This is a genomic window from Candidatus Schekmanbacteria bacterium RIFCSPLOWO2_02_FULL_38_14, assembly GCA_001790855.1.
Lineage (GTDB): Bacteria > Schekmanbacteria > GWA2-38-11 > GWA2-38-11 > GWA2-38-11 > 2-02-FULL-38-14-A.
Window position 1 is genome coordinate 49,919 of the sequence record MGDH01000042.1, and the last position, 20,529, is coordinate 70,447.

Here is a 20,529-nt window from a genome sequence, read left to right on the forward strand (position 1 = left end):
TCTAATTATTTGCTAGTAGGACAGGCGTCCCGCCTGTCAAAAAAAAGATTTCCAAATGAAAGCTGTCTTTATAAACGAACACGGCAACATTGATAAACTTAAATACGGGGATATAAAAGAACCTGAAATCTCATCAAAAGAAGTACTGATAAAATTAAAATCTGCTTCTTTAAACCATCTTGATATATGGGTCAGGCAGTGGATTCCAGGGATAAAAGTAGAATTTCCGCATATACTCGGGTCCGACGGAGCCGGGATTATAGAACAAGCAGGCTCAGATGTAAAAAACGTGAAGGTTGGCGATAAGGTACTGCTGAATCCCGGAGTAAGCTGCAATGCTTGCGAACAATGCAATTCAGGAGAACACAGCCAGTGCTCTGCTTTTCATCTTTTAGGGGAACACGTTAACGGAACTTATGCAGAATTCGTAAAAGCCCCTTTTGAAAATGTTCATCCGATTCCTGATGGATTCTCCTTTGAAGAAGCTGCTGCCTTCCCTCTTGTATTCCTGACTGCCTGGCGCATGCTGGTAAGCAAAGCAAGAATTTTGGCAGGAGAAACTATTTTGATTCTTGGTATTGGAGGAGGAGTTTCAAGCGCTGCTCTCCAAATAGCAAAGCAGATTGGAGCAAAGGTGATAGTAACATCAGGAGATAATGAGAAAATAAAAAAAGCAAAACAGGCAGGAGCTGAAGAAGGAATCAATTATAACGAGACAGATTTTGTAAAAGAAATACGGAGGATAACCAACAAAAGAGGTGTAGATGTTGTGCTTGACAGCATTGGAGCTGCAACATGGACAAAAAGCCTTTCATGCCTTGCCAAAGGAGGAAGACTCATAACATGCGGAGCAACAACTGGTCCAAATCCGCAGACAGACATTCAAAGGATATTCTGGAACCAGATTTCAATATTCGGCTCTACTATGGGAAACAGGAAAGAGTTCTTGCAGGTTCTTAGTTTATTTAATGTCAACAGAATTAAACCAATAATCGATTCTGTTTTTCCATTAAAAAATTTCAAAGATGCTCAGGCTAAAATGGAAGATAAAAAACAGTTTGGTAAAATTGTAATAAGCATTCCCGAATAAGATTATTCATGATTAAATTCAGATTACACAGATTAGATTTCATAAAATATATTGACTTTAATTCTTAACTTTTGTTATAAAAAAGAAAAAATCTAAAATAAACTACTGTTTTGAAGGGAGAATATTCATGTTTCAAAAAAAAATTGTAATCGCCTTACTCTTTTTCTTTTCTTTTAATTTATTATCAGCTGTTTTTGTAAACGCAAAAACTTACTCAGATTTGACCAAATCTGAAAAAGCTTACTGGATTACAGGAAGCGTTCTCATAACTCCTGTTTATTTACCTTATAAGTGCCTCTATACTGGTATAGGTCTTGTATCAAGTGGCGTTGTATTGATTTGTAGTGTTGGTTTTGCACATGATAAAGCCTTATCAATGGCAAAATCCTCTATTGGAGGAGACTGGTATATCCATCCTGACTACTTGCTTGGAAACAGAAAATTACGTATTTTTGAACCACCAATGGCTCCGGTTGCTTCTTCAATGCCTGCAGCAATACCACCAGTATCAACATCCCAACCAGTTACTGCTCCTTCTATGGCACCAGCTACCACACCAACAGAACCACAGGCACCGGCTCAAGTTTCAGCGCCTGAAGCTCCAGCACCTGCTCCTGAATCATTGCCATCAGAGCCTGCACCTACAAAATAGTAAATTGGAAGCTCCCTGCAGCAATCTGTTAGAAATGCGTTCGCAATGAGTTTCAATATCTGTTTAGCAGATTGATTTACTATTTTGTGGATGGTAAAGCTTGCAGTTACACATGTTTCGTTGTAGGGTAATGTTCTGTAACAACAGATAAAAACAGAACAGAACATAGGAATAAAATATTTTTAAATTTCAAAAAATAATATTGCCGAAGGGGGGATTCGAACCCCCACACCCTTGCGGACACTAGACCCTGAATCTAGCGCGTCTGCCAATTCCGCCACTTCGGCCTGTCGGCTAATTACACAGATTAAATTGTGATTACAGAAATTAGTTTTATATAAAAAAATCTGTGTAATCTTTCTTTAATCTGTGCAATCAATTTCAGATAATATCAAGCTAAAATAAAAATTCAAGCTTTTTTGGTTGACATAGGTTTATAATTTAGTAATCAAATAAATATGTTTTTCTTTAATAGAAAGCATATCTTCAACAGAAGGTTTTTTTTAAAACTTTCAGCCTCAGGAAGTTTAGCTTTTTTACTTAGTAAAATTAATTTTTCATTTGCTAATAGCAAAAAGGAGAAGGAAATGTCATACTTGCCAAAAGATTATAATAGTTTGATTGGGATGTCAGGTTTCAGTGAAACCATTTTAAAAAATCATTTCACCTTGTATCAGGGTTATATCACCAATACCAACAAAGTTCTGGATACCCTTGACCAAATGCTAAAAGAGGGAAAGATAGGAACTCCTGAATATGCAGAGCTGAAGAGGAGACTGGGGTGGGAGTTCAACGGCATGAGGCTCCACGAGCTTTACTTTGAAAACCTTGGCGGAAAAACAGGAATAGATAAAGCAGGAAAACTTGCCAAGAAGATTGCTGAAGACTTCGGGAGCTATGAGACATGGGAAAAGGATTTTAAATCAACCGGCACTATGAGAGGTATTGGATGGGTCGCACTCTATCGGGACAATGCCAATAGCAGACTGATAAATTTCTGGATTAATGAACACGATGTCAGCCATCCGGCAGGCTGTACACCCCTCTTAATAATGGATGTTTTTGAACATGCTTTTATGATTGATTACGGTTTGAAGCGTGCAGACTATATTGAGGCATTTTTTAAGAATATCAACTGGCAGAAGGTAAGTGAAAGAATATTAAAATAACATCAAATAAAAAAGCCGCACCGGGAAAAACCAGAGCGGCTTTTTTTTATAATACAGTTCCTAATTTTTATTTATCATATTCTTTGCCAATAAAAGAATCCATTGAAAGAGGGTTTTTAATCTTTCCAATCGGCGTACATTTTGGGCAACCGCTTATATCCTGTTTCAAGGCGCCAAAAGAATAGTTTCTTGCTCTATCAATTGTATTGTATGGCCCAGACCAATAGTCAGTTGGGGTACCAGCATGAGGTTTGCACTCCGGACAACTCGCTTCATGTATGACAGCTTTCTTTTGTTTGTAATTACAATAGACAAAATATTCAGCCATATTCTACATACCTCCTTAAAAATGTTATTTACTTACTAATTAATTTATAAGATGTTTCTTGTCAAGAGTAATTTAGGGTTTGAGGAATAAAGGAATAAAAATTCCCTTTTTTTTAAAACAGATGGAGATGTGAGCTAATTGTCTATTAACTGTTTAAATTATGAGTTCCTGCCATTTCCGCCAACAGCATTTATTGCCACCATAATAAGCAATAAAACTGATGCCGCTCCAATGGCTATCAAAATCAATTTAAATGATATCATTGAATCTATAACACCCCTTCTTGATTTGTTTAAACTATAACCATCTATATCTTGTATCGTCAAAATATTAACATGCTATATATTGTAAAGTCAAGTAAAAATATAAAACTTTCCAACATTTTATTTATATAAAACTGTCTCTGTTTCTCATTGTTATAAATTTCATTGTAAGATGCAATCTTTAATCAATCAGCGGTAATTAAATCTAATTTTCTAACTTTTTTAAAATTAATTAGAATTTTTTGAATTGACATAAAGGACAAAAGGAATAAATTAATTCTTAAAGGTGTTTTTATGAATGTAAAATCTATCAGGGAATCTGTGATTGCAGGAAGCTGGTATCCTGGTGGAAAAGCAGCACTTGAATCACAGATAGATAAATTTTTGGCAAATGCCAAAAAAGAGGACAATAGTGGTTTAATTTCTCTCATATCACCTCACGCAGGGTATATGTATTCAGGTTCAGTTGCTGCATTTGCCTACAAACAACTTGAAGGAATGAAAATAAATACAGTCATAATAATAGCTCCAAGCCACCATGTTCCAATCAAAGGAGCTTCTGTTTATAACAAAGGTGCTTTTAGAACTCCTTTGGGGCTTGTAGAAATAGATGAAGATTTATCAGATAAATTAATAAAAGAAAATCCATTTTTTTATTTTCACGAAGGCGCACACAGAGATGAACATTCCCTTGAAATCCAGCTTCCGTTCCTCCAGAGAGTATTGGGAAATTTTAAAATGGTACCAATTGTTATGTATGACAGGTCTGTTGAAAACTGCAAATCCTTAGCTTCTTCCATTTCAAAAATTGTTTTCAAAAATAGTTTGCTTGTAGCAAGCACTGACCTTTCACACTATTATTCCAATGAAAAAGCTGTTAAACTTGACAAAGCTGTAATTGATTGCGTGCAATTCCTTGACCCTGAAAAACTTTCGCAGAATTTTGATAACGGAATATGTGAAGCCTGCGGAGCAGGTCCCGTTATTACTACAATGCTGGTATCAAAGTTGCTTGGCGCAAAAAAGTCAAAGATTTTCAAATATGCAACTTCAGGGGATACATCAGGAGATTATTCACGGGTAGTTGGATATTTATCTGCAGGAATATATATTTGAAAGATTATGAATTCTGAAAAATCATATTTAAATGACGAAGAAAAAAGAATAGCTCTGGAAATTGCACGGAAAACAATTGAAGCCTTAGTTAAAAAAGAAAAAATTTCTTCTTTTGAAGATCTCCCGCCTCTATTCATGGAAAAGAGAGGGGCTTTTGTAACCATTCATAAAAAAGGAATGTTGAGGGGTTGCATCGGTTATATCGAAGCAATAAAAACCCTCGGGAAAACAATTTCAGAAATGGCTGTAGCAGCCTCTACACAGGATCCCCGCTTCCCTCCTGTAACAGAGAAAGAACTCAAAGAAATTGATATTGAAATTTCAGTGCTTACACCTCTCAGGAAAATTAAAGACATAAAAGAAATAGAGGTTGGAAGACATGGCATCTTGATAAGAAAGGGATTTTACTCAGGGCTTCTTCTTCCGCAGGTTGCAACAGAGTATGGATGGAACCGCGAAGCATTTCTCGAACACACATCCATCAAAGCCGGTCTTCCTGAAAATGCCTGGAAGGGAGATGTTGAAATTTATATTTTCTCAGCTCAGGTGTTCGGGGAAAAGGAAAAAAGTTGAACCCAGCAAAGTTCAAATGACAAAATCCAAATGTCAAATGAATATCAAAATTCAAATATCAAAAGTTTTAATCATTTGGGCTTTGGATTTCATTTAGATTTTGAGCTTTGGTATTTGACATTAACTTCGCCAACCCGCAACACCTCCTCAACTATCTTCTCTACGGTCATCTTTGATGTATCAATAAAGCAGTCTGCCTTTTCATAATATTTTTCACGATATTCAAGCAATTCTTTTATTTTCTTAAGTGGATTTTCTGTCTGAAGCAATGGTCTTTTTATATCATATCTGACTCTCTTATATATAACTTCAGGCAAGGCTTTAAGGCATATAATTATTCCTTCCTTTTTCAGGTTGTTAATGTTTTCATCCCTGATAACAGCTCCCCCACCAGTTACAATAACACAATTCTTTTTATCTGATATATCCTTTATTACGTCAGCTTCTAAATTCCTGAAGTGAATTTCCCCTTCATCTGAAAATATCTCTGAAATAGATTTTCCTGCCCTCTCTTCAATTATTTTATCAGTATCTATAAACTCCCTTTTTAGAATCTTTGCCAGTCTTCTTCCAACAACTGACTTTCCTGTTCCCATAAATCCCACAAGAACTATATTGTTTTTTTTATTACTCATACCAGTTGCCTTTTCAATATCTAAATTCTAAATCCTAAACTCTAAACAAATTCTAATAACCAAAAAAAGCTATAAGTCATAAGCTGTAAAGCAGAAAAGTATCAAACTATAAAAGTCTAAGAATTAAAGGTTTTAAATTTTAAAAAAGCTTACAACTTAAGGCTTATAGCTTACCCCCCTTATTGCCTTTTGCAAAGCCTTTTTCATCACTTCAACAGGAGCCTTTACACCTGTCCATATTTCAAAGCTTTTTGCACCCTGATGCAGTAACATTCCCAACCCGTTAGAACATCTGCATCCCCTCTTTTTAGCAGCTTTTAAAAGCTTTGTTTCAAAAGGATTATAAATCAAATCATAAACCAATAAAGAATCTCTCATCCATTCAGGCTTTACGAGAAGAGGATCTTCTTTTTTCATGCCAACAGGTGTGGCATTAATGAGGATTTCTGCGTCTTCCAGCAAATCCCTTATCTCACTATCTTTGAAATAATATGGAACAACCTTTGAATCCGGATAGATTCTTTTCGCATCAGAAATAAGCCTGACAACCTTTTCTTCCAATACATCACCAATATAAATCTTGCCAGCTTTTTCCATGAGAGCCTTTAAAACTACAGCCCTTGCTCCGCCTCCGGCACCAAGAACCATTATCTTTTTTCCTTTTAATTCTGTATTTAAATCCTTTTTTAATGATGTAACAAACCCGTAACCATCAGTATTACACCCTATCAGCTTTCCATTAATGACTGAGATTGTATTTACAGCACCGATAATCTGCGCTTCAGTTGAGAGTCCGGAAAGATATGGTATCACAGATTCCTTGTGAGGAATTGTAACATTGATTCCAGCTATTCCGAGAGTAGAAAGGCTTCTTAAAGCAAGCTCAAGCTCCTGTGGAGCTACCTCAAAAGGAAGATAAACATAGTTTAGTTTTTTTGCCTGAAAAGCAGCATTCTGGAATACAGGAGAAAGGGTATGCTTAACAGGATAACCAAAAAGTCCAACAATCCTTGTATTGCCGTCTATTCTCATGATAAATTTAAATATCAAAATTTAAATATCAAATCAAGTTTTCTTTAATTATTTTATAAACTCTTGGAGAAAACAGGAAGGCAACATGTCCCAGATTTTCTATTTTTATATTTTCCGCCCCGTCAAGAAGAGCATTTTCCTGAGGAAAAATCATATTATCAATATCTGACCATATTGAAATAACCAATCTATTTAATTCTTTTCCTTTTTCTTCAAGCCCACAAAGCAACTCGCTTCCCGGACGCATTTCCTTCCCGTTTTTTCCCAATGCAATCTTTGCAAAATCTGTCCCTCTATGAGGACACGCCATAGTTATACAGCGGCTAACCCGTGAATGACCGCCCAATTCTTTTATGTAATACATTGCAACCAGCCCTCCCATGCTGTGAGTAACTATATTAATCCTCTCACAACCTGTAAGTAAGATTATCTCTTCAACTTTTTTCTTAACACTCAGGGCAAGCTCTTTTATAGATGCAAATGTCGGTTTCATTGATATGGAAAATATATTTGGAGTTTTATCCATGAGCAACCTGATTTTAACAGGAAAAAGAGCTCCGCTGTTGTGCAGATATCCGTGAATTAAAAGGACGGGAATCCCTTTGCTGTGGGTTTTTTTCTTTTCTGTTATATTAAAAACCTCAACAGGATAGAGCAGAATAATAGATAAAAAAGAGAAATATTCGAGCAAAATAGCTTTGAATAAAGAAATGCTTTTAGAAAATATTTTTACATCTTTTGAGGTCTTGGTCTTTTTATTTAATGCGAAAAAAAATGCAGATATTGTCCATACAAAACTTAGAAAAAAAAAGAAGACAATTAAAAGGAGTGCTACTGGCATGGGGAATTTGGTTTTTCTCCAAAAGAATCATTAAAAAATGTTCTGCATGCTAAGTATAAAAATCAAATCCTCCCTCTCCCCCCTTTTCTAAAGGGGGGGGTTGGGGGGATTAATAAATCCTTGACCCCTCGAACCCTTGAATCCTTGAACCCTTCATTTGATCAGCTCTAAGCAGAAAAAGGCTTAAACTTTTTTTTCAGCTTCTGCGTTACTTCATCAAGAAGATAATACACCACAGGGACAACAACAAGGGTTAAGACAGTAGAGGCGATTAATCCGCCTATGATTGATATAGCCATTGGCGCACGGAATTCAGAGCCGGGAGCTCTGCTTAAAGCAACAGGAAGCATTCCAAGAATCATCGCTGATGTTGTCATCAGAATCGGTCTTAATCTCGTAGGTCCTGCAGTCAGTATTGCTTCTGTTTTCTCCGCCCCTTTTTCTCTTAAAGTGTTCGTGTAATCAACCAGCAGAATAGCGTTTTTTGTAACCAGCCCCAGCAGCATTATGATTGCAAACATAACTGACATATTAAACCTGAGGCCAGAAAGGAATATAGTCAGCAAAGCGCCGACAATTGCAAGCGGCAAAGAAAGCATTATTGTAAAGGGATGAATAAAGGAATTAAACTGCGAAGCCAGTACCATATATATAAAAATAACAGCCAGAATCAAAGCCATTGCCATGGTGCTGAAAGCCTCTTGCATCCTTTCTGCCTGACCAGTAAAACCCATAGTGTATCCCCTTGGAAGCTTAACATTTTTTATTCTGTCTTTTATATTTCTTATTACATCATTAAGAGGAGCATTTTTAAGCCTTGAACTTATTATCACTTGTCTCTCCCTGTTTTCCCTTCTTATATCCATTGGTCCAAGCTCAGGATTAAATCTTGATACATCCTTTAACATAATCTGCTTTCCCAAGGCTGAACTAAGAGAAATATTTTCTACGATAAAAGGATTATTCCGGTCTTCTTCTTTTAACCTGACTCTGATATCGTATTCATTATCACCATCCCTTAACTTAGATGCAACCTGCCCTGCTATCATAGTCCTGAGTGTTGACGCAATCTGTCCAATGCCAATTCCAACATCAGCAGCTCTGAGCCTGTCAACAAGAACCTGCATCTCAGGTTTTCCTTTTTTAAGAGATGAAGTTACATCAACAGTCCCGGGAACTTTCTTTGCAATTGGCAACACCTCATCTGAAAGCCTGCTTAGCGTATCAATATCTTCTCCTCTTATATAAAGGTTCACTGGAGCCTCATGGGCTGCTTCCATTCCTCTTTGGTTTATAACTATATTTGCTCCCGGAACTTTTTTTAACATATCTCTTGCATCAGAAATTATCTCCGCTATGCTTTTGCCGGTTTTTCTGTTACCCTTTGGTGTTGTCTTTACATTCAACTGTGCCAACGTAACATCTCCATCTGTGCCAATCGTGGTAAAAACTGTTTTAATATCAGGGTGCTTCCTCAAAATCGACTCGACTTTTGAAGCAATCCTGTTAGTCATATTTATTGAACTGCCCGGAGGCGTTTCAATATCAATCATCATCTGCGACCTGTCTTCCATAGAAAAAAATTCTACGCCTATCAGAGATATAAGGCTCATGCTTAAAATAAAAACCACAACAGCGCCTATTACAACAAATTTTTTATGGCTTAAAGCCCACTGAAGAATAACTCTGTAATTTGCATCAATGCTTTTATAAAACTCCTCAAGCCTGTCAGAAAATTTTGTAAACCAATTCTCTCTTCTCTCCTCATGCCTTATGGGCCTCATAAAATATGCTGAAAGCATAGGGTCAAGGGTAAAGGAAACAAAAAGGGAAACCATAACAGCAAAAGCAGCTGTAAGACCGAATGATTTAAACCACATCCCTATCATTCCTGACATAAAAGCTATTGGAACAAAAACTGCAATTATGGTAAAAGTGGTTGCCATAACCGCAAGTCCAATCTCTTTTGTCCCAACTGAAGCCGCTTTTTTAGGCTCCATTCCCTCTTCCATATGTCTGAAAATATTTTCCCGCACAACTATGGAGTCATCTATAAGAACACCCACTATCAGGGAGAGTGCCATAAGGGTCATAATGTTGAGGGTAAAACCCATTATGTACATAAAGAAAAATGTAGAAATCAATGAGGTTGGGAGGGCAAGCGCGCAGATAACAGTGCTGCGCCAGTCTCTCATAAAAAGAAAGACTATCAGCACTGCCATTATCACTCCCAAAACTATCGCCTCTCTGACATTTGCAATATCCGTTTTTACATCAATAGACAGGTCATCTATTGAAGCAATTTTCATATCCTGTGGAAAGCTCTTCTTCAAGCCATCAAGGACTTTCTTAACCTTGTCTGCCACTGCCACAGTGTTTGCCCCGCTCTGTTTCTTTACTGAAAAACTGACAGAATTAACTCCGTTAATTTTTGAAATTGTTCTTACATCTTTAAACCCATCTTTAACTTCAGCAATATCTTTAATATAAACAGGCACGCTATTGTTAACCATTACAACCAGATTTTTTATCTGTTCTATACTGTTGAACTCCCCCTTTGTTCTTACCATCATCTCTTGCCTGTCCTGATCAATACGGCCTGCAGGGATATTCATGTTTTCATCTCTGATTATGTTGAACATCTTTGCAACAGAAATATTGTATGATATCATTTTCCCCATATCCATGTTCACATGTATTTCCCGCTCCAGCCCTCCCACAACACCGACCTCTGCCACACCATCTATCTGCTCCAAAGCCGGCTTGATATCATTCTCTGCAATCCTCCTGATTTCGTCTGCAGGCATATCTGCTGAAATACCATACCAGAGAATCGGTCTTGCCGAAGGATCAAACCTCTGGATTATTGGCTCATCAATATCTTTGGGAAGATTATTTCTTATGGTCGAAACCTTTTCCTTGACCTCTATGGCAGCAAGCCTTATTGGAACCTCAAACTGAAATTCAAGGTTAACAACAGACCTTCCTTCTGTGGAACTTGAAGTTATTTTTTTCAATCCGTTAACAGAACTGATACCCTCTTCAATGGGCTTTGTAACCAGTGTCTCTATTTCCTCAGGACCCGCGCCCGGATAAACTGTCATAATATTGATAAAGGGAGGATTGACTTCAGGAGTAAGCTCAACTCCGATATACAAAAGCGAAATTGCCCCGAGCACCATAAGGGCGCATATCACCATGGTTGCAAAAACAGGACGGTCAATGGAAAGGTCAGATATATACACTAAATCTTCTCCTTTGTAACCTTCTCACCATCATCAATTTCATTGATACCGCTTACCACCACTTCTTCCCCTTCTTTCAATCCTTTAATAATCTGAATATTTTTATCATCACGCAAGCCTGTTTCAATCCTTCTTAAGTGGGCGGTACCTCCATTTATTACAAAGGCTAAATTCTTTCCCTCTTTTAATAAAATCGCATTTTTGGGAACAAGCAGAGCATCCGAAACCCTGTTCCCAGAAATAATAATGTTTGCAAAAAAACCGGATTTGAGCCTGTGGTCCTTATTTTGAATTTCTATTTCAACAGCAGATGTTCTTGTAACTGTATCAAGGCTTGGTGTTATTTTTGATACTTTCCCTCTGAATATCATTTCAGGAAATGCTGCGACAATTATCTGAGATTCCAATCCCTCTTTAATTTTCTGGAGGTCTATCTCTGCAACATTTGTAAGGGCATTAACCACATCTATATTCTCTATTTTAAAAATCGCATTGTTAATTGATGAAGATGAATTTGTAACAGTTGCTCCTTCATCATAGTTCCTGAGTGTTATTATCCCGCTTATTGGCGCTGTTATGTGGGAATCAGAAAGTTTATCTTTTGCAAGATTTAAAGAAGCCGTCTGCAAATTATCAGCCTGAGCCACAGCCAGTTTCAACTGCGCCTGAGTGTTTTCAAACTTATTTTTAGCCGTGTCAAACTGCTGTCTTGATATTGTTCCTTCATTGAAAAGATTTTTCATCCGTTCCAAATCTTCTCTGGCAGTTTCGTAGTTAACCCTTGCCTGCTCAAATGAAGCCTTTGCAACAGAAAGGGATGCCTCAGCCTGTTCAACTTGCAGAGAGAGGTCTTTATGTTCAACTACAGCAAGCACCTCACCTTTTCTAACTCTGTCCCCAATATCTTTATTAACTTTTTCAAGTTTCCCTGAAAATTTAGAATAGACTGCGACTTCAGCTCTCGGATAAATTGTTCCTGTAAGTAAAAGCCTGTCTTCAATCTGTCCCCTGAAAACCTTAGAAACCTCTACAGGCATCTCAATTTTAGAGCCTGTTTCAAGAGCCTTTTTTGCTCTCATATTAGAAAATATCCTGTAAAAAACTATGAGGCAGAAAAGAATTGACATTACAATTATTATTGTTCTGAATTTACTTTTTTCTGGCATATACTGTTACCCTTAAAAATATTTTTTTTATTTACTGTCTTGTCTTTCTAAAATGTATTGTCCGGGAACTAATTAAAAATTCTAAATATCTTTTTTTGAATTCTGATTCAGGTGTTCAGTCAGCCTCTCTATAGTCCCTATCAAAAGTTCCTGATCTTCCCTGTTCAAAATCTCCAGAACAGCAACTATTCTATCCTGTCTTTTCCTGTTCAATTCTTCAATAATCTCATCCCCTTTTGGGGTCAATTTTACGCGAACCAACCTCCTGTCATCAATACCTCTTTGCCTCTCTACAAAACCATCCCTTACCATTCTGTCTATAATTCCGGTAAGTGTGCTTAAAGAAACATCCAGATGCTCTTTCATCTCTCCCATTGTGCAGTTATTGTTTCTGGCAAGATAGTTAAGGGCAAAATATTGAGGCTCTGTGATATTGATATTGGAAAAACTCGAGGGTTTCCTTAAACGGACAATCTTGAAAAATTCTCCAAAAACCTTTTCAAATCTTTTTGCTTTTTTAACAAGCTCTGCTTTTTCCTTATCTTGCATAAAAATACTTCCTGTAAAGAATAGTTCGTAACATAAAATTTATACATTAAAAACATTTTGTCAAGCAAAACAATATTGTTTTTGTATAAAAATTTGGTTAAAAAAGTGTAAAGTTATTATAATGCAGTAGATTAATTGATTAGCTTTATCTTATTGATATATTTATAAATTAACTTTTAAAAAAAAGATTTATTATGTAGAATGATATTGCTGAAATTAAAGCAGACATTGGAATAGTTAAAATCCATGCAATAACTATTTCTCTTGCTACACCCCACCTTACTGCAGAAATTCTTGTAGTTGATCCCACCCCCATGATCGCACCTGTAATGGTGTGTGTTGTGCTTACAGGAATGCCGAAAATTGCTGTGCCAATAAGGGTTGTTGCACCTGCAAGTTCAGCACAAAAACCTCCAACTGGTTTCAGTTTTGTTATCTTGTGTCCCATTGTCTTCACTATTCTCCATCCCCCAGCTAAAGTCCCGAGTGCTATTGCTATATGGCAGGTTATTATCACCCAGAAAGGGACATAAAATTCCTTCCCAAGATACCCCGTAGTAAATAGAAGTATTGTTATAATCCCCATTGTCTTCTGTGCATCATTTGTTCCATGTCCCAAACTATATAAAGCGGCTGAAAAAAGCTGAAGCCTTCTAAACCAGTGGTCAACCCTTGCTGGCATAGAATCTTTACAAAGCCATGAAACCACAATCATATTAAAAAAACCAAGAAGTAGTCCCATTAGCGGGGAGATAAAGATAAAGAGAGTAATTTTATAAAGACCTGAAGGAATTAAACTGCCTACACCTGCACCTGCAATTGCAGCTCCTGTAAACCCTCCTATTAAGGCATGAGAAGAGCTTGAAGGTATGCCATAATACCATGTTATCAAATTCCAAGCTATTGCTCCTATAAGAGATGACAATATTACATATTCATTTACTGCTTCAGGTGTTATTACTCCTTTCCCTATGGTTTTTGCTACATTTACTCCAAAACCGAATGCAGCAACAAAATTAAAAAAGGCAGCCCATATGACTGCTAATTTTGGAGAAAGTACTCTTGTTGAAACCACAGTAGCAATTGAATTTGCAGAATCATGAAAACCATTTATGAAATCAAATGCGAGCGCTACAACTATTATTAGGATAACAAGGAAAAGAATCATTATTTAAAATATCCTGAAAGAAATGGATTAAAAAGGCTGGTTAATTTAAAAATATATTTCAGAAAATTTTCGCTATCAGGCATTCTTCAGGACTGCCCCTTCAATTACATTCGCAACATCTTCACATCTGTCAATTGCTGTTTCAAGATTCTCATATATCTCTTTCCACTTTATCACATCTATAGGGCTTGTACCATCGTCAAATAGTTTTGCCACTGCATCTCTGAGAATCACATCACCCTTGTTTTCAAGTGTATTTATTTCAATACAGTATTTTAATATTGCTTCAGGCTTTTTAATATTGCGAAGCTCTCTTATTGCCTTATCCATTTCTTCAACTGATTTGAGCAATACATCCATTAAAGCACGAGCTTCATTGGTTGGAAATTTGACCTTGTAGAGAATCATTCTCGAAGAAACTGCATCTATAAAATCCAGAACATCATCCATCTTGCATATAAGGGAGTATATGTCTTCCCTGTCAAGAGGGGTAATAAATGTATTATTAAGTTTTGTTACTGTATCGTGAGTAATTTTGTCTCCCTCATGCTCAACCTCTTTTATCCTCTTGCTCTTTTCAATGATGTCAGTGTAGTCTGTTATCAGATCACTTAAAAGCCTTGCTCCTTCAAGCACATTTTCGGAGCCTTTTGCAAACATATCGAAAAATTTTTCTTCTTTTGGGAAGAATCTCAATTTTTAAAACCCTTATCTTGGAAAGGATAATTTGTTGATGCTATGAAACAGTTTTTCATGGAACAGAATTATTGTTTTTTACCTTCTGTTACAACTCCTATTGTCTCTACTCCTGAACCGCGGCATATATCCATTACTTCCACAACATTTCCGTAAACGAGTGTTCCATGTGCCTTAATAAATATTGTCTTATCTTTTTTTTCGGCAAAGATTTCTTTTACTTTTTCAGCCAGCTGGTATCTGGCTACTGGCTCCGTGTTTATATCAATTGATGAGTCCTGTCTGACTGTGAGAACAACTGGTTTGTTTTCATCTGATGGTGGCGGCGGAGCAGAAACAGTTTTTTCAGGTATATTAACATCAATCCCTTTTTGTGTAAGTGGTACAATAACCATAAATATTACAAGCAAAACCAGAACTACATCAATTAAAGGAACAATGTTTATTTCTGATTTCAGGCCCTTTTTCCCGCTTACATCCATTCCCATTTTAAAGATTCCTCCTTTTTATTATCCTTCTATTGAATCACTGCTTTTTTCTCTGTCAACAACCCTATTGATTCTACTCCAGATTCTCTGCATATATCCATTACATCCATCACTGTCTGATATGATAAAGTTGTATCTGCTTTCAGATACATTCCCTTATCAACTCTTGATCCAAAAATCTCTTTTACTTTGTTTCCTAAATTTGATTTTGGAACCTGATCTGATTCAAGATAAAGGGTTCCATCTTTTTTTATTACAAGAGTTATCTTGACTTCTGGTTTTTTTGCCGAATAAGCTGCCTCTGGAAGTTTTACATCCACTCCCTTTTGAAGCAGCGGAGTCACAACCATAAAAATGACCAGAAGTACAAGGCAAACGTCTACAAGAGGAACAACGTTTATGTCAGATTTGACTGATCTATCCCCTCCAACATCCATTCCCATTACTTGCTTACCTCCTTGATTAAATAATCAATAAGCTCGGATGAAGAGTTGTCTATTTCAACAACAAAATTCTCTGTCTTTGTTATAAAATAGTTGAAAAACACAACTGCCGGAATAGCAACGCCTATTCCTAATGCTGTGGTTATTAAAGCTTCTGCAATTCCTGCAGAAACGGTAGCAAGTCCGCCAGATCCACTCATAGCCATGCTCTGGAATGCATTTATAATTCCAAATATGGTTCCAAAAAGCCCAACGAATGGAGAAATACTGCCAATAGTTGCTAATGCTCCTGTGCCTTTCTTAAATCTTGCCACTTCAACTGCCGTCTCTCTCTGAACAGCTCTTGAAGCAGCTTCGATTCTCTCTTCGGTCATAAGTAATTTCTCAATTGAACCGCTGTTTTTGCCCAGGTTGGAACCCTTCATTTCCTGAAGTCCTGCTGCGATGACTCTTGCAACATGGCTGTTTTTTGAGTTTTTTGCAATCTCCAATATCTCTGCAAGCTTTCCATCTTTAAACAAAGGACTTGAAGATTCAACAAATTGTTTTGATTGTTTTTTGGCTTGATAAAAAGCCCATAACCTCTCAATAACAGTAGTAAGGGCATAGATTGACATAAGCACAAGAATGAGAACCACTCCCTTTGCGAGAAGTCCCATAGAATGCCACATTTCTATTAAAGTAAATTGCATACTTTAAACCTCCTTAATTAAAGCTTGAAAAATTTTAAATTTACTGTAAAATAAATTTTACAGGAACATTATAATAAACTCTTACCGGTTTCCTACCAGATAAAGCTGGAGAAAATTTCCACTGCATAACTGCTCTTACCGCCTCGTCTTCAAACCCCACTCCCTTTGCTTTTGGCGGTATTACTGTCAGGACTTTTGCTTCCTGAACCTTACCCTCAGCACCTATAATCAGCCTGAGAAGAACTGTTCCCTCAACTCCGGCTTTTCTGGCTAATTCTGGATATGTAGGGTTAACCTGACTTATTAATGCTGGTGGTGTCATATTTGCAGTAACCATCACAGGAGGTGGAAGTACACTTTCAGCAGAAACGCTTTTTGCAACTTCTTTTAGGAAATCACTTCCGCTTCCTCCGGTTGAGCCCCCGATAACACCTCCTATTACACCAAATTCTCCGCCTTCTCCCTTTGATGTTCCTCTTACATCAGGGGCAGTAAGGGTTTCAGTTGGAGCAACAATCTTTGAGATATCTGGTTTTGGGGCTATTGGTTTTGGTGCTGCTGCTGCCGGCGGTGGCGGTGGCGGTGGCGGCGGCGGTGGCGCAAAAAGTTTTACATTAATCTTTTCAGTTATCATCTGGGGAAATAATATAGGAATAAGTATAATGATACCTATTACAATTCCATGAATGATTATGGAAATTGGTGCTAAATACCATTTTTTATCTCCTACTTTCGCTTGCCCAGATTCTAATAGGGTATCAAACACTAATTTGACCTCCTTTCATTACACTCCTTTCATTATACTCAATGGTATTTTTATAACATTTTTTTTCTTCTTAAAGAGAAAAAATTATCAACTGCTTTTTGATCCGTTTTATTTTAAAGTATGCTCTTGAATACCTGAATTATTCTAAAATTTCATTAGCTTCAATAGTGAAATTTGCTTGTATACTTTTTATATTCTTTGTCAACAAAAAAATTAAGTTTTTTTATTGTAAAAAAGATGTATTAAATAAATATTTTTTCTGTTGTATTATTTTCATTATTTCCTTTCTGTTTTTACCAGACTATTTCTCAGTCATATTTTTCTTCAATCTAAAGCCATGTTTCAAAACATTTAAAGAAAATATCGATATTTTCTCATTCACCTCAAAGTCAATGCCAGAAGTCTCCGTTTTTGGTGTAATGGCTACAATATGTGGATCTGCAAAAGTCGGGTATATTCCGCAAGCCTCTCCATCATCACATATAAAACCATCATCATCTCTGTCTGTTCCGGCTATTACAAAATATTTTCCTTCTTCAACTTCTGAAATTGTGTACTCAAAGGTTTGACTCAAATCAGTCTGCGTTTCATTCAAAGTTTTAAAAGTTTTTTTATCCACTACCAGTATGTAAACTGTCCCTATGTCTCTATGAGAAAATTTTCCAACTTGCATGCTTATATTTAAACTACTGTTCCCTCCATTTGAAGCTACTGTTACCGTTCCTGAATAATAACCATCTGTCAACTCACTCCGAATAACATCGACAGTAACTATAAGCTCACTATTTTCTGTTACACTCCCGGCAGATGGATTAGCTGTTAGCCAAGGCATATCTCCAGCTATACTATCAATAATCAGAGTGCCTCCTCCAGAGTTTTTTATCGAAAATGTTAACTGAGTTTTATTATCTCCAAAAATCAAGCTGCTTGTTGAAGTTGTCAAAACAGGCAAAAAAGGATTCCTTATTATATTAATCGCCTTTTCTACCGCCCTTTGAGCATCTATGAGTCCATAACCGTATATATCATCTTTTCCAGGATCACCTATGTCCACAGCTGTAGATATCAAAATATCTTTTATCTCCCCCGGAGTTAATAATGGAAACCCATTATCAAGACGTACAGACTGAATGAGTGCCACTACTCCTGCTACATGAGGAGAGGCCATTGAGGTTCCCTGATAAAACCCGTAAAATAAATTTTTTTTATCATCTGCAAGAGTACTCAGAACGCCGTCAACATAACCATCATTATTAATGTCATTTAAAGTATTCCCTCCAGGGGCTACAACTACAATTGATGAACCAAAATTTGAATATGATGCTTTTTTTAAACTGAGGTTAATTGCACCAACGGAAATAACTCCTTCAAACGAAGCAGGATAACTCGGTTTATTAGTATTCTCATTCCCTGCTGCTGCAACAACAACAACACCCTCATTAATCACCTCCATTATCTTTTCCTTAAAATTTTGGCTATAACCAGCGCCACCAAGACTCATGTTTATTACATCAGCTTTTTTAAACGGAACAGTTCCAGAATCATTTGGCAACCCTGCAGCATAAAGGCATGCATGGATAACATCATAGTCGGTTCCACCTCCGGCTCCGAGAACCCTCAGAGGCATTATCTTTCCGCTCCATGTTACTCCTGAAACTCCAATCTCATTATCAGTAGCAGCTCCAATTGTTCCAGCGACATGGGTTCCATGAAAAGAACTCCTTTTTTTATTCGGGTCATCTCCGGGATCTTTCGGGTTGTCATCTATACCGTTTCCGTCAAGAGCTGTTTTTGGACTGCTGATAAAATCATATCCCTGAATAATTCTGCCGGCAAGGTCAGGATGTTCAGAGACAATTCCGGTATCAATAACGGCTGCAATTACGTTATCATTTCCTCTTGTAAGTTCCCATGCCTGTGGAAGGTTGATAATTGAATAATGCCATTGCAGGTTATAATATTTATCATCAGGGGTTAAATATGCTTTCCTGATGTAATTAAGGTCAGCAATTTCAACTTCAGGAAGGCTTCTTAGTTTTTCGAGCATCTGGGCTGTTAAGACCTTAAAATCCTCATCATAATTTTTTATTAACTGATTGTTAATCCTGTAAGCCTTTCTCCTGTTTTGCAGTATTTCATCTGCATTCTTAAGCTCTAAAAGCGTTAATCCGCTTGTTATGGGTCTTGCTATTTTAAAATTTTCAAGCTGAGATGATTTTTTACTTCTGCCTTCAAAATATTTTTTTTTAAACTTTACAATGAACTCCCCCGGGACAAATTCCTCTTTTGATAAATTCAATACATCTGTTGAAATTTCACTTGTAAGCCTTGGTCTGTCTAAAGTTAGAATGTATGAACCTGTGCCATTATAGGCTTTGACGCCAACAAATATCGGTTCAGGGAGAAATGAATAATATTTCAACGACTCTGCAATACCATTATCTTTTTTCTCTGAACTTGCAATCGCCCGTCCGCTGTCATCTATAAGAAAAAGGTCAAAGTCTGCATCCTGACTATTAGACTCAAGAGTTATTTCAATTTCATTATCAGTTAAGATATAAAAAATATCCTGTATGATTTCTTGCGAATTATCTAGAGTATATCCACTATCAGAACTTGATGCATCTCCAAATACAACTACAGGAAGTGTATTTAACTGCTGCGATATTTCAAGAGAGTTATTTGGCTCTTTTTCATTTAACGTAATGTAAGGCTGTATTGTGAGTTTGCCTGAAAGGCTCCCGGGAGGTTTTTCTACTATAAAACCTCTTCGGCTTATTGATATTCCTGCTGGTGTTATTACCTTAATCCTGCCGTTCTGAGCATTTTCCGGAACAGTTACTTTAATCTCGTTTCTTTTTGCAGCAACTATCTCAGATTCTACATCACCAAATTTAACCTTTAAAAACCCTTCATCAAGTATATTAGAAATATCTTTTCTGTTATTATTCTCAGCAGCACCTTTATCAATAAAATTAAACCCTGTTATTACAATCTGTTCACCTGTTTTTGCTTTGTGAGGAGAAATTTTTTTGATCCTCGGTCTTCCTATAATCCTGAATATCTCTGTAGATAAAGCAATGCCTCTTGGAGTCCTAACCTTAATCCTTTCTGATTTTGCTCCGTGAGGAACTCTTATCAATATTTTATTTTCATCTCCTTCTACCACCTCAGCTTTTTTTTTACCCAGAAAGACAACATTTTTGTTTGGAAACTTACTAAAATTACTTCCATTGATTAAAACCTTTGTTCCATTGTACCCCTTATTGGCAGCAAATCCTCTGGAAGGCTTTATGGACAGAATTCGTGGTTTTCCAAAATCAAGATTCAAAAAAACTTCAGGAAAAACATTTGAAGAAACAAAAAATAGATTATATGCAATTACGGAAAATATTGATATTTTTTTCACCCCGCCTAAATATCTCTCTTCATATTTTCTGTAAATTTCTGATAGAATATCAGAAATGGTTGAAAACATATTATTTTTGATTTTTAAAAATATTTAAAACTTTTCAATATTTATTATTTGGATTTAATTTTAGTATATCAATAAATATAATTTATCAAATAATTTAATTTAGTTAATTTATTTGTTGATTTTTTATTATCTTAATTAA

The 20,529-nt window shown here is 36.5% G+C and carries 19 protein-coding genes and 1 tRNA gene; 5 read left to right on the top strand and 15 right to left on the bottom strand.

The genetic code is table 11. The features are described 5' to 3' along the window. The first annotated feature begins 55 nt into the window (after window positions 1-55). Together A3H37_08030 and A3H37_08035 are read left to right on the top strand one after the other, a co-directional pair. Window positions 56-1,090, top strand: a complete 1,035-nt coding sequence (locus tag A3H37_08030; protein OGL47967.1) for an alcohol dehydrogenase — start codon at window positions 56-58, stop codon at window positions 1,088-1,090. 127 nt (window positions 1,091-1,217) lie between these two features. Next, entirely contained in the window at window positions 1,218-1,742 is a 525-nt protein-coding gene (locus tag A3H37_08035; protein ID OGL47968.1) for a hypothetical protein, read from the top strand. 203 nt (window positions 1,743-1,945) lie between these two features. Here the strand turns inward: A3H37_08035 and A3H37_08040 are convergent. Continuing rightward, a tRNA-Leu gene (locus tag A3H37_08040) sits at window positions 1,946-2,029 on the bottom strand. A gap of 300 nt (window positions 2,030-2,329) precedes the next feature. Between A3H37_08040 and A3H37_08045 the strand changes: the two genes are divergently transcribed. Further along, entirely contained in the window at window positions 2,330-2,911 is a 582-nt protein-coding gene (locus A3H37_08045) for a superoxide dismutase (GenBank protein OGL48065.1), read from the top strand. Between the two features lie 67 nt (window positions 2,912-2,978). Here the strand turns inward: A3H37_08045 and A3H37_08050 are convergent, their stop codons facing one another. Beyond that, on the bottom strand, window positions 2,979-3,239 hold the full coding sequence (locus tag A3H37_08050; protein OGL47969.1) for a hypothetical protein: 261 nt from the start codon (window positions 3,237-3,239) through the stop codon (window positions 2,979-2,981). A 557-nt stretch (window positions 3,240-3,796) separates the two neighbouring features. Here A3H37_08050 and A3H37_08055 point away from each other — a divergent pair. Together A3H37_08055 and A3H37_08060 are read left to right on the top strand one after the other, a co-directional pair. Next, a complete protein-coding gene (locus A3H37_08055; GenBank protein ID OGL47970.1) occupies window positions 3,797-4,618 on the top strand; it encodes an AmmeMemoRadiSam system protein B in 822 nt (273 codons plus the stop codon). Window positions 4,619-4,624: 6 nt separating this feature from the next. Next, window positions 4,625-5,191, top strand: coding sequence for an AMMECR1 domain-containing protein (locus A3H37_08060; protein OGL47971.1), 567 nt, complete (start codon window positions 4,625-4,627; stop codon window positions 5,189-5,191). 89 nt (window positions 5,192-5,280) lie between these two features. On the opposite strand, the gene A3H37_08065 is transcribed toward A3H37_08060, so the two are convergent. From A3H37_08065 to A3H37_08125, 13 genes are all read right to left on the bottom strand, one after another. After that, window positions 5,281-5,826, bottom strand: a complete 546-nt coding sequence (locus A3H37_08065) for a hypothetical protein (protein ID OGL47972.1) — start codon at window positions 5,824-5,826, stop codon at window positions 5,281-5,283. Between the two features lie 156 nt (window positions 5,827-5,982). Continuing rightward, a complete protein-coding gene (locus A3H37_08070; GenBank protein ID OGL48066.1) occupies window positions 5,983-6,858 on the bottom strand; it encodes a shikimate dehydrogenase in 876 nt (291 codons plus the stop codon). Window positions 6,859-6,886: 28 nt separating this feature from the next. Then, a complete protein-coding gene (locus A3H37_08075; GenBank protein OGL47973.1) occupies window positions 6,887-7,699 on the bottom strand; it encodes a hypothetical protein in 813 nt (270 codons plus the stop codon). Between the two features lie 167 nt (window positions 7,700-7,866). Further along, entirely contained in the window at window positions 7,867-10,899 is a 3,033-nt protein-coding gene (locus tag A3H37_08080) for a hypothetical protein (protein OGL48067.1), read from the bottom strand. A 44-nt stretch (window positions 10,900-10,943) separates the two neighbouring features. Beyond that, window positions 10,944-12,110: a hypothetical protein gene (locus A3H37_08085; GenBank protein ID OGL47974.1), complete on the bottom strand. Its 1,167-nt coding sequence runs from the start codon at window positions 12,108-12,110 to the stop codon at window positions 10,944-10,946. Between the two features lie 81 nt (window positions 12,111-12,191). Next, window positions 12,192-12,659 (bottom strand): hypothetical protein, encoded by a 468-nt coding sequence (locus A3H37_08090; GenBank protein ID OGL47975.1) that lies wholly within the window; start codon window positions 12,657-12,659, stop codon window positions 12,192-12,194. Window positions 12,660-12,828: 169 nt separating this feature from the next. Further along, window positions 12,829-13,827: an inorganic phosphate transporter gene (locus A3H37_08095; protein OGL47976.1), complete on the bottom strand. Its 999-nt coding sequence runs from the start codon at window positions 13,825-13,827 to the stop codon at window positions 12,829-12,831. A 75-nt stretch (window positions 13,828-13,902) separates the two neighbouring features. Continuing rightward, window positions 13,903-14,487 (bottom strand): phosphate transport regulator, encoded by a 585-nt coding sequence (locus A3H37_08100; GenBank protein ID OGL48068.1) that lies wholly within the window; start codon window positions 14,485-14,487, stop codon window positions 13,903-13,905. 104 nt (window positions 14,488-14,591) lie between these two features. Then, window positions 14,592-15,011, bottom strand: a complete 420-nt coding sequence (locus tag A3H37_08105; GenBank protein OGL47977.1) for a hypothetical protein — start codon at window positions 15,009-15,011, stop codon at window positions 14,592-14,594. A 29-nt stretch (window positions 15,012-15,040) separates the two neighbouring features. Beyond that, entirely contained in the window at window positions 15,041-15,454 is a 414-nt protein-coding gene (locus tag A3H37_08110; GenBank protein ID OGL47978.1) for a hypothetical protein, read from the bottom strand. After that, entirely contained in the window at window positions 15,454-16,146 is a 693-nt protein-coding gene (locus tag A3H37_08115) for a hypothetical protein (protein OGL47979.1), read from the bottom strand. Before A3H37_08115 ends, A3H37_08110 begins: the two co-directional genes overlap by 1 nt. Window positions 16,147-16,186: 40 nt before the next feature. Further along, window positions 16,187-16,912 carry a hypothetical protein gene (locus tag A3H37_08120; GenBank protein OGL47980.1) on the bottom strand — a complete coding sequence of 242 codons (726 nt, stop codon included), beginning with the start codon at window positions 16,910-16,912 and terminating at the stop codon, window positions 16,187-16,189. Between the two features lie 301 nt (window positions 16,913-17,213). Beyond that, window positions 17,214-20,390: a hypothetical protein gene (locus A3H37_08125; protein ID OGL47981.1), complete on the bottom strand. Its 3,177-nt coding sequence runs from the start codon at window positions 20,388-20,390 to the stop codon at window positions 17,214-17,216. Window positions 20,391-20,529: the final 139 nt, after the last annotated feature.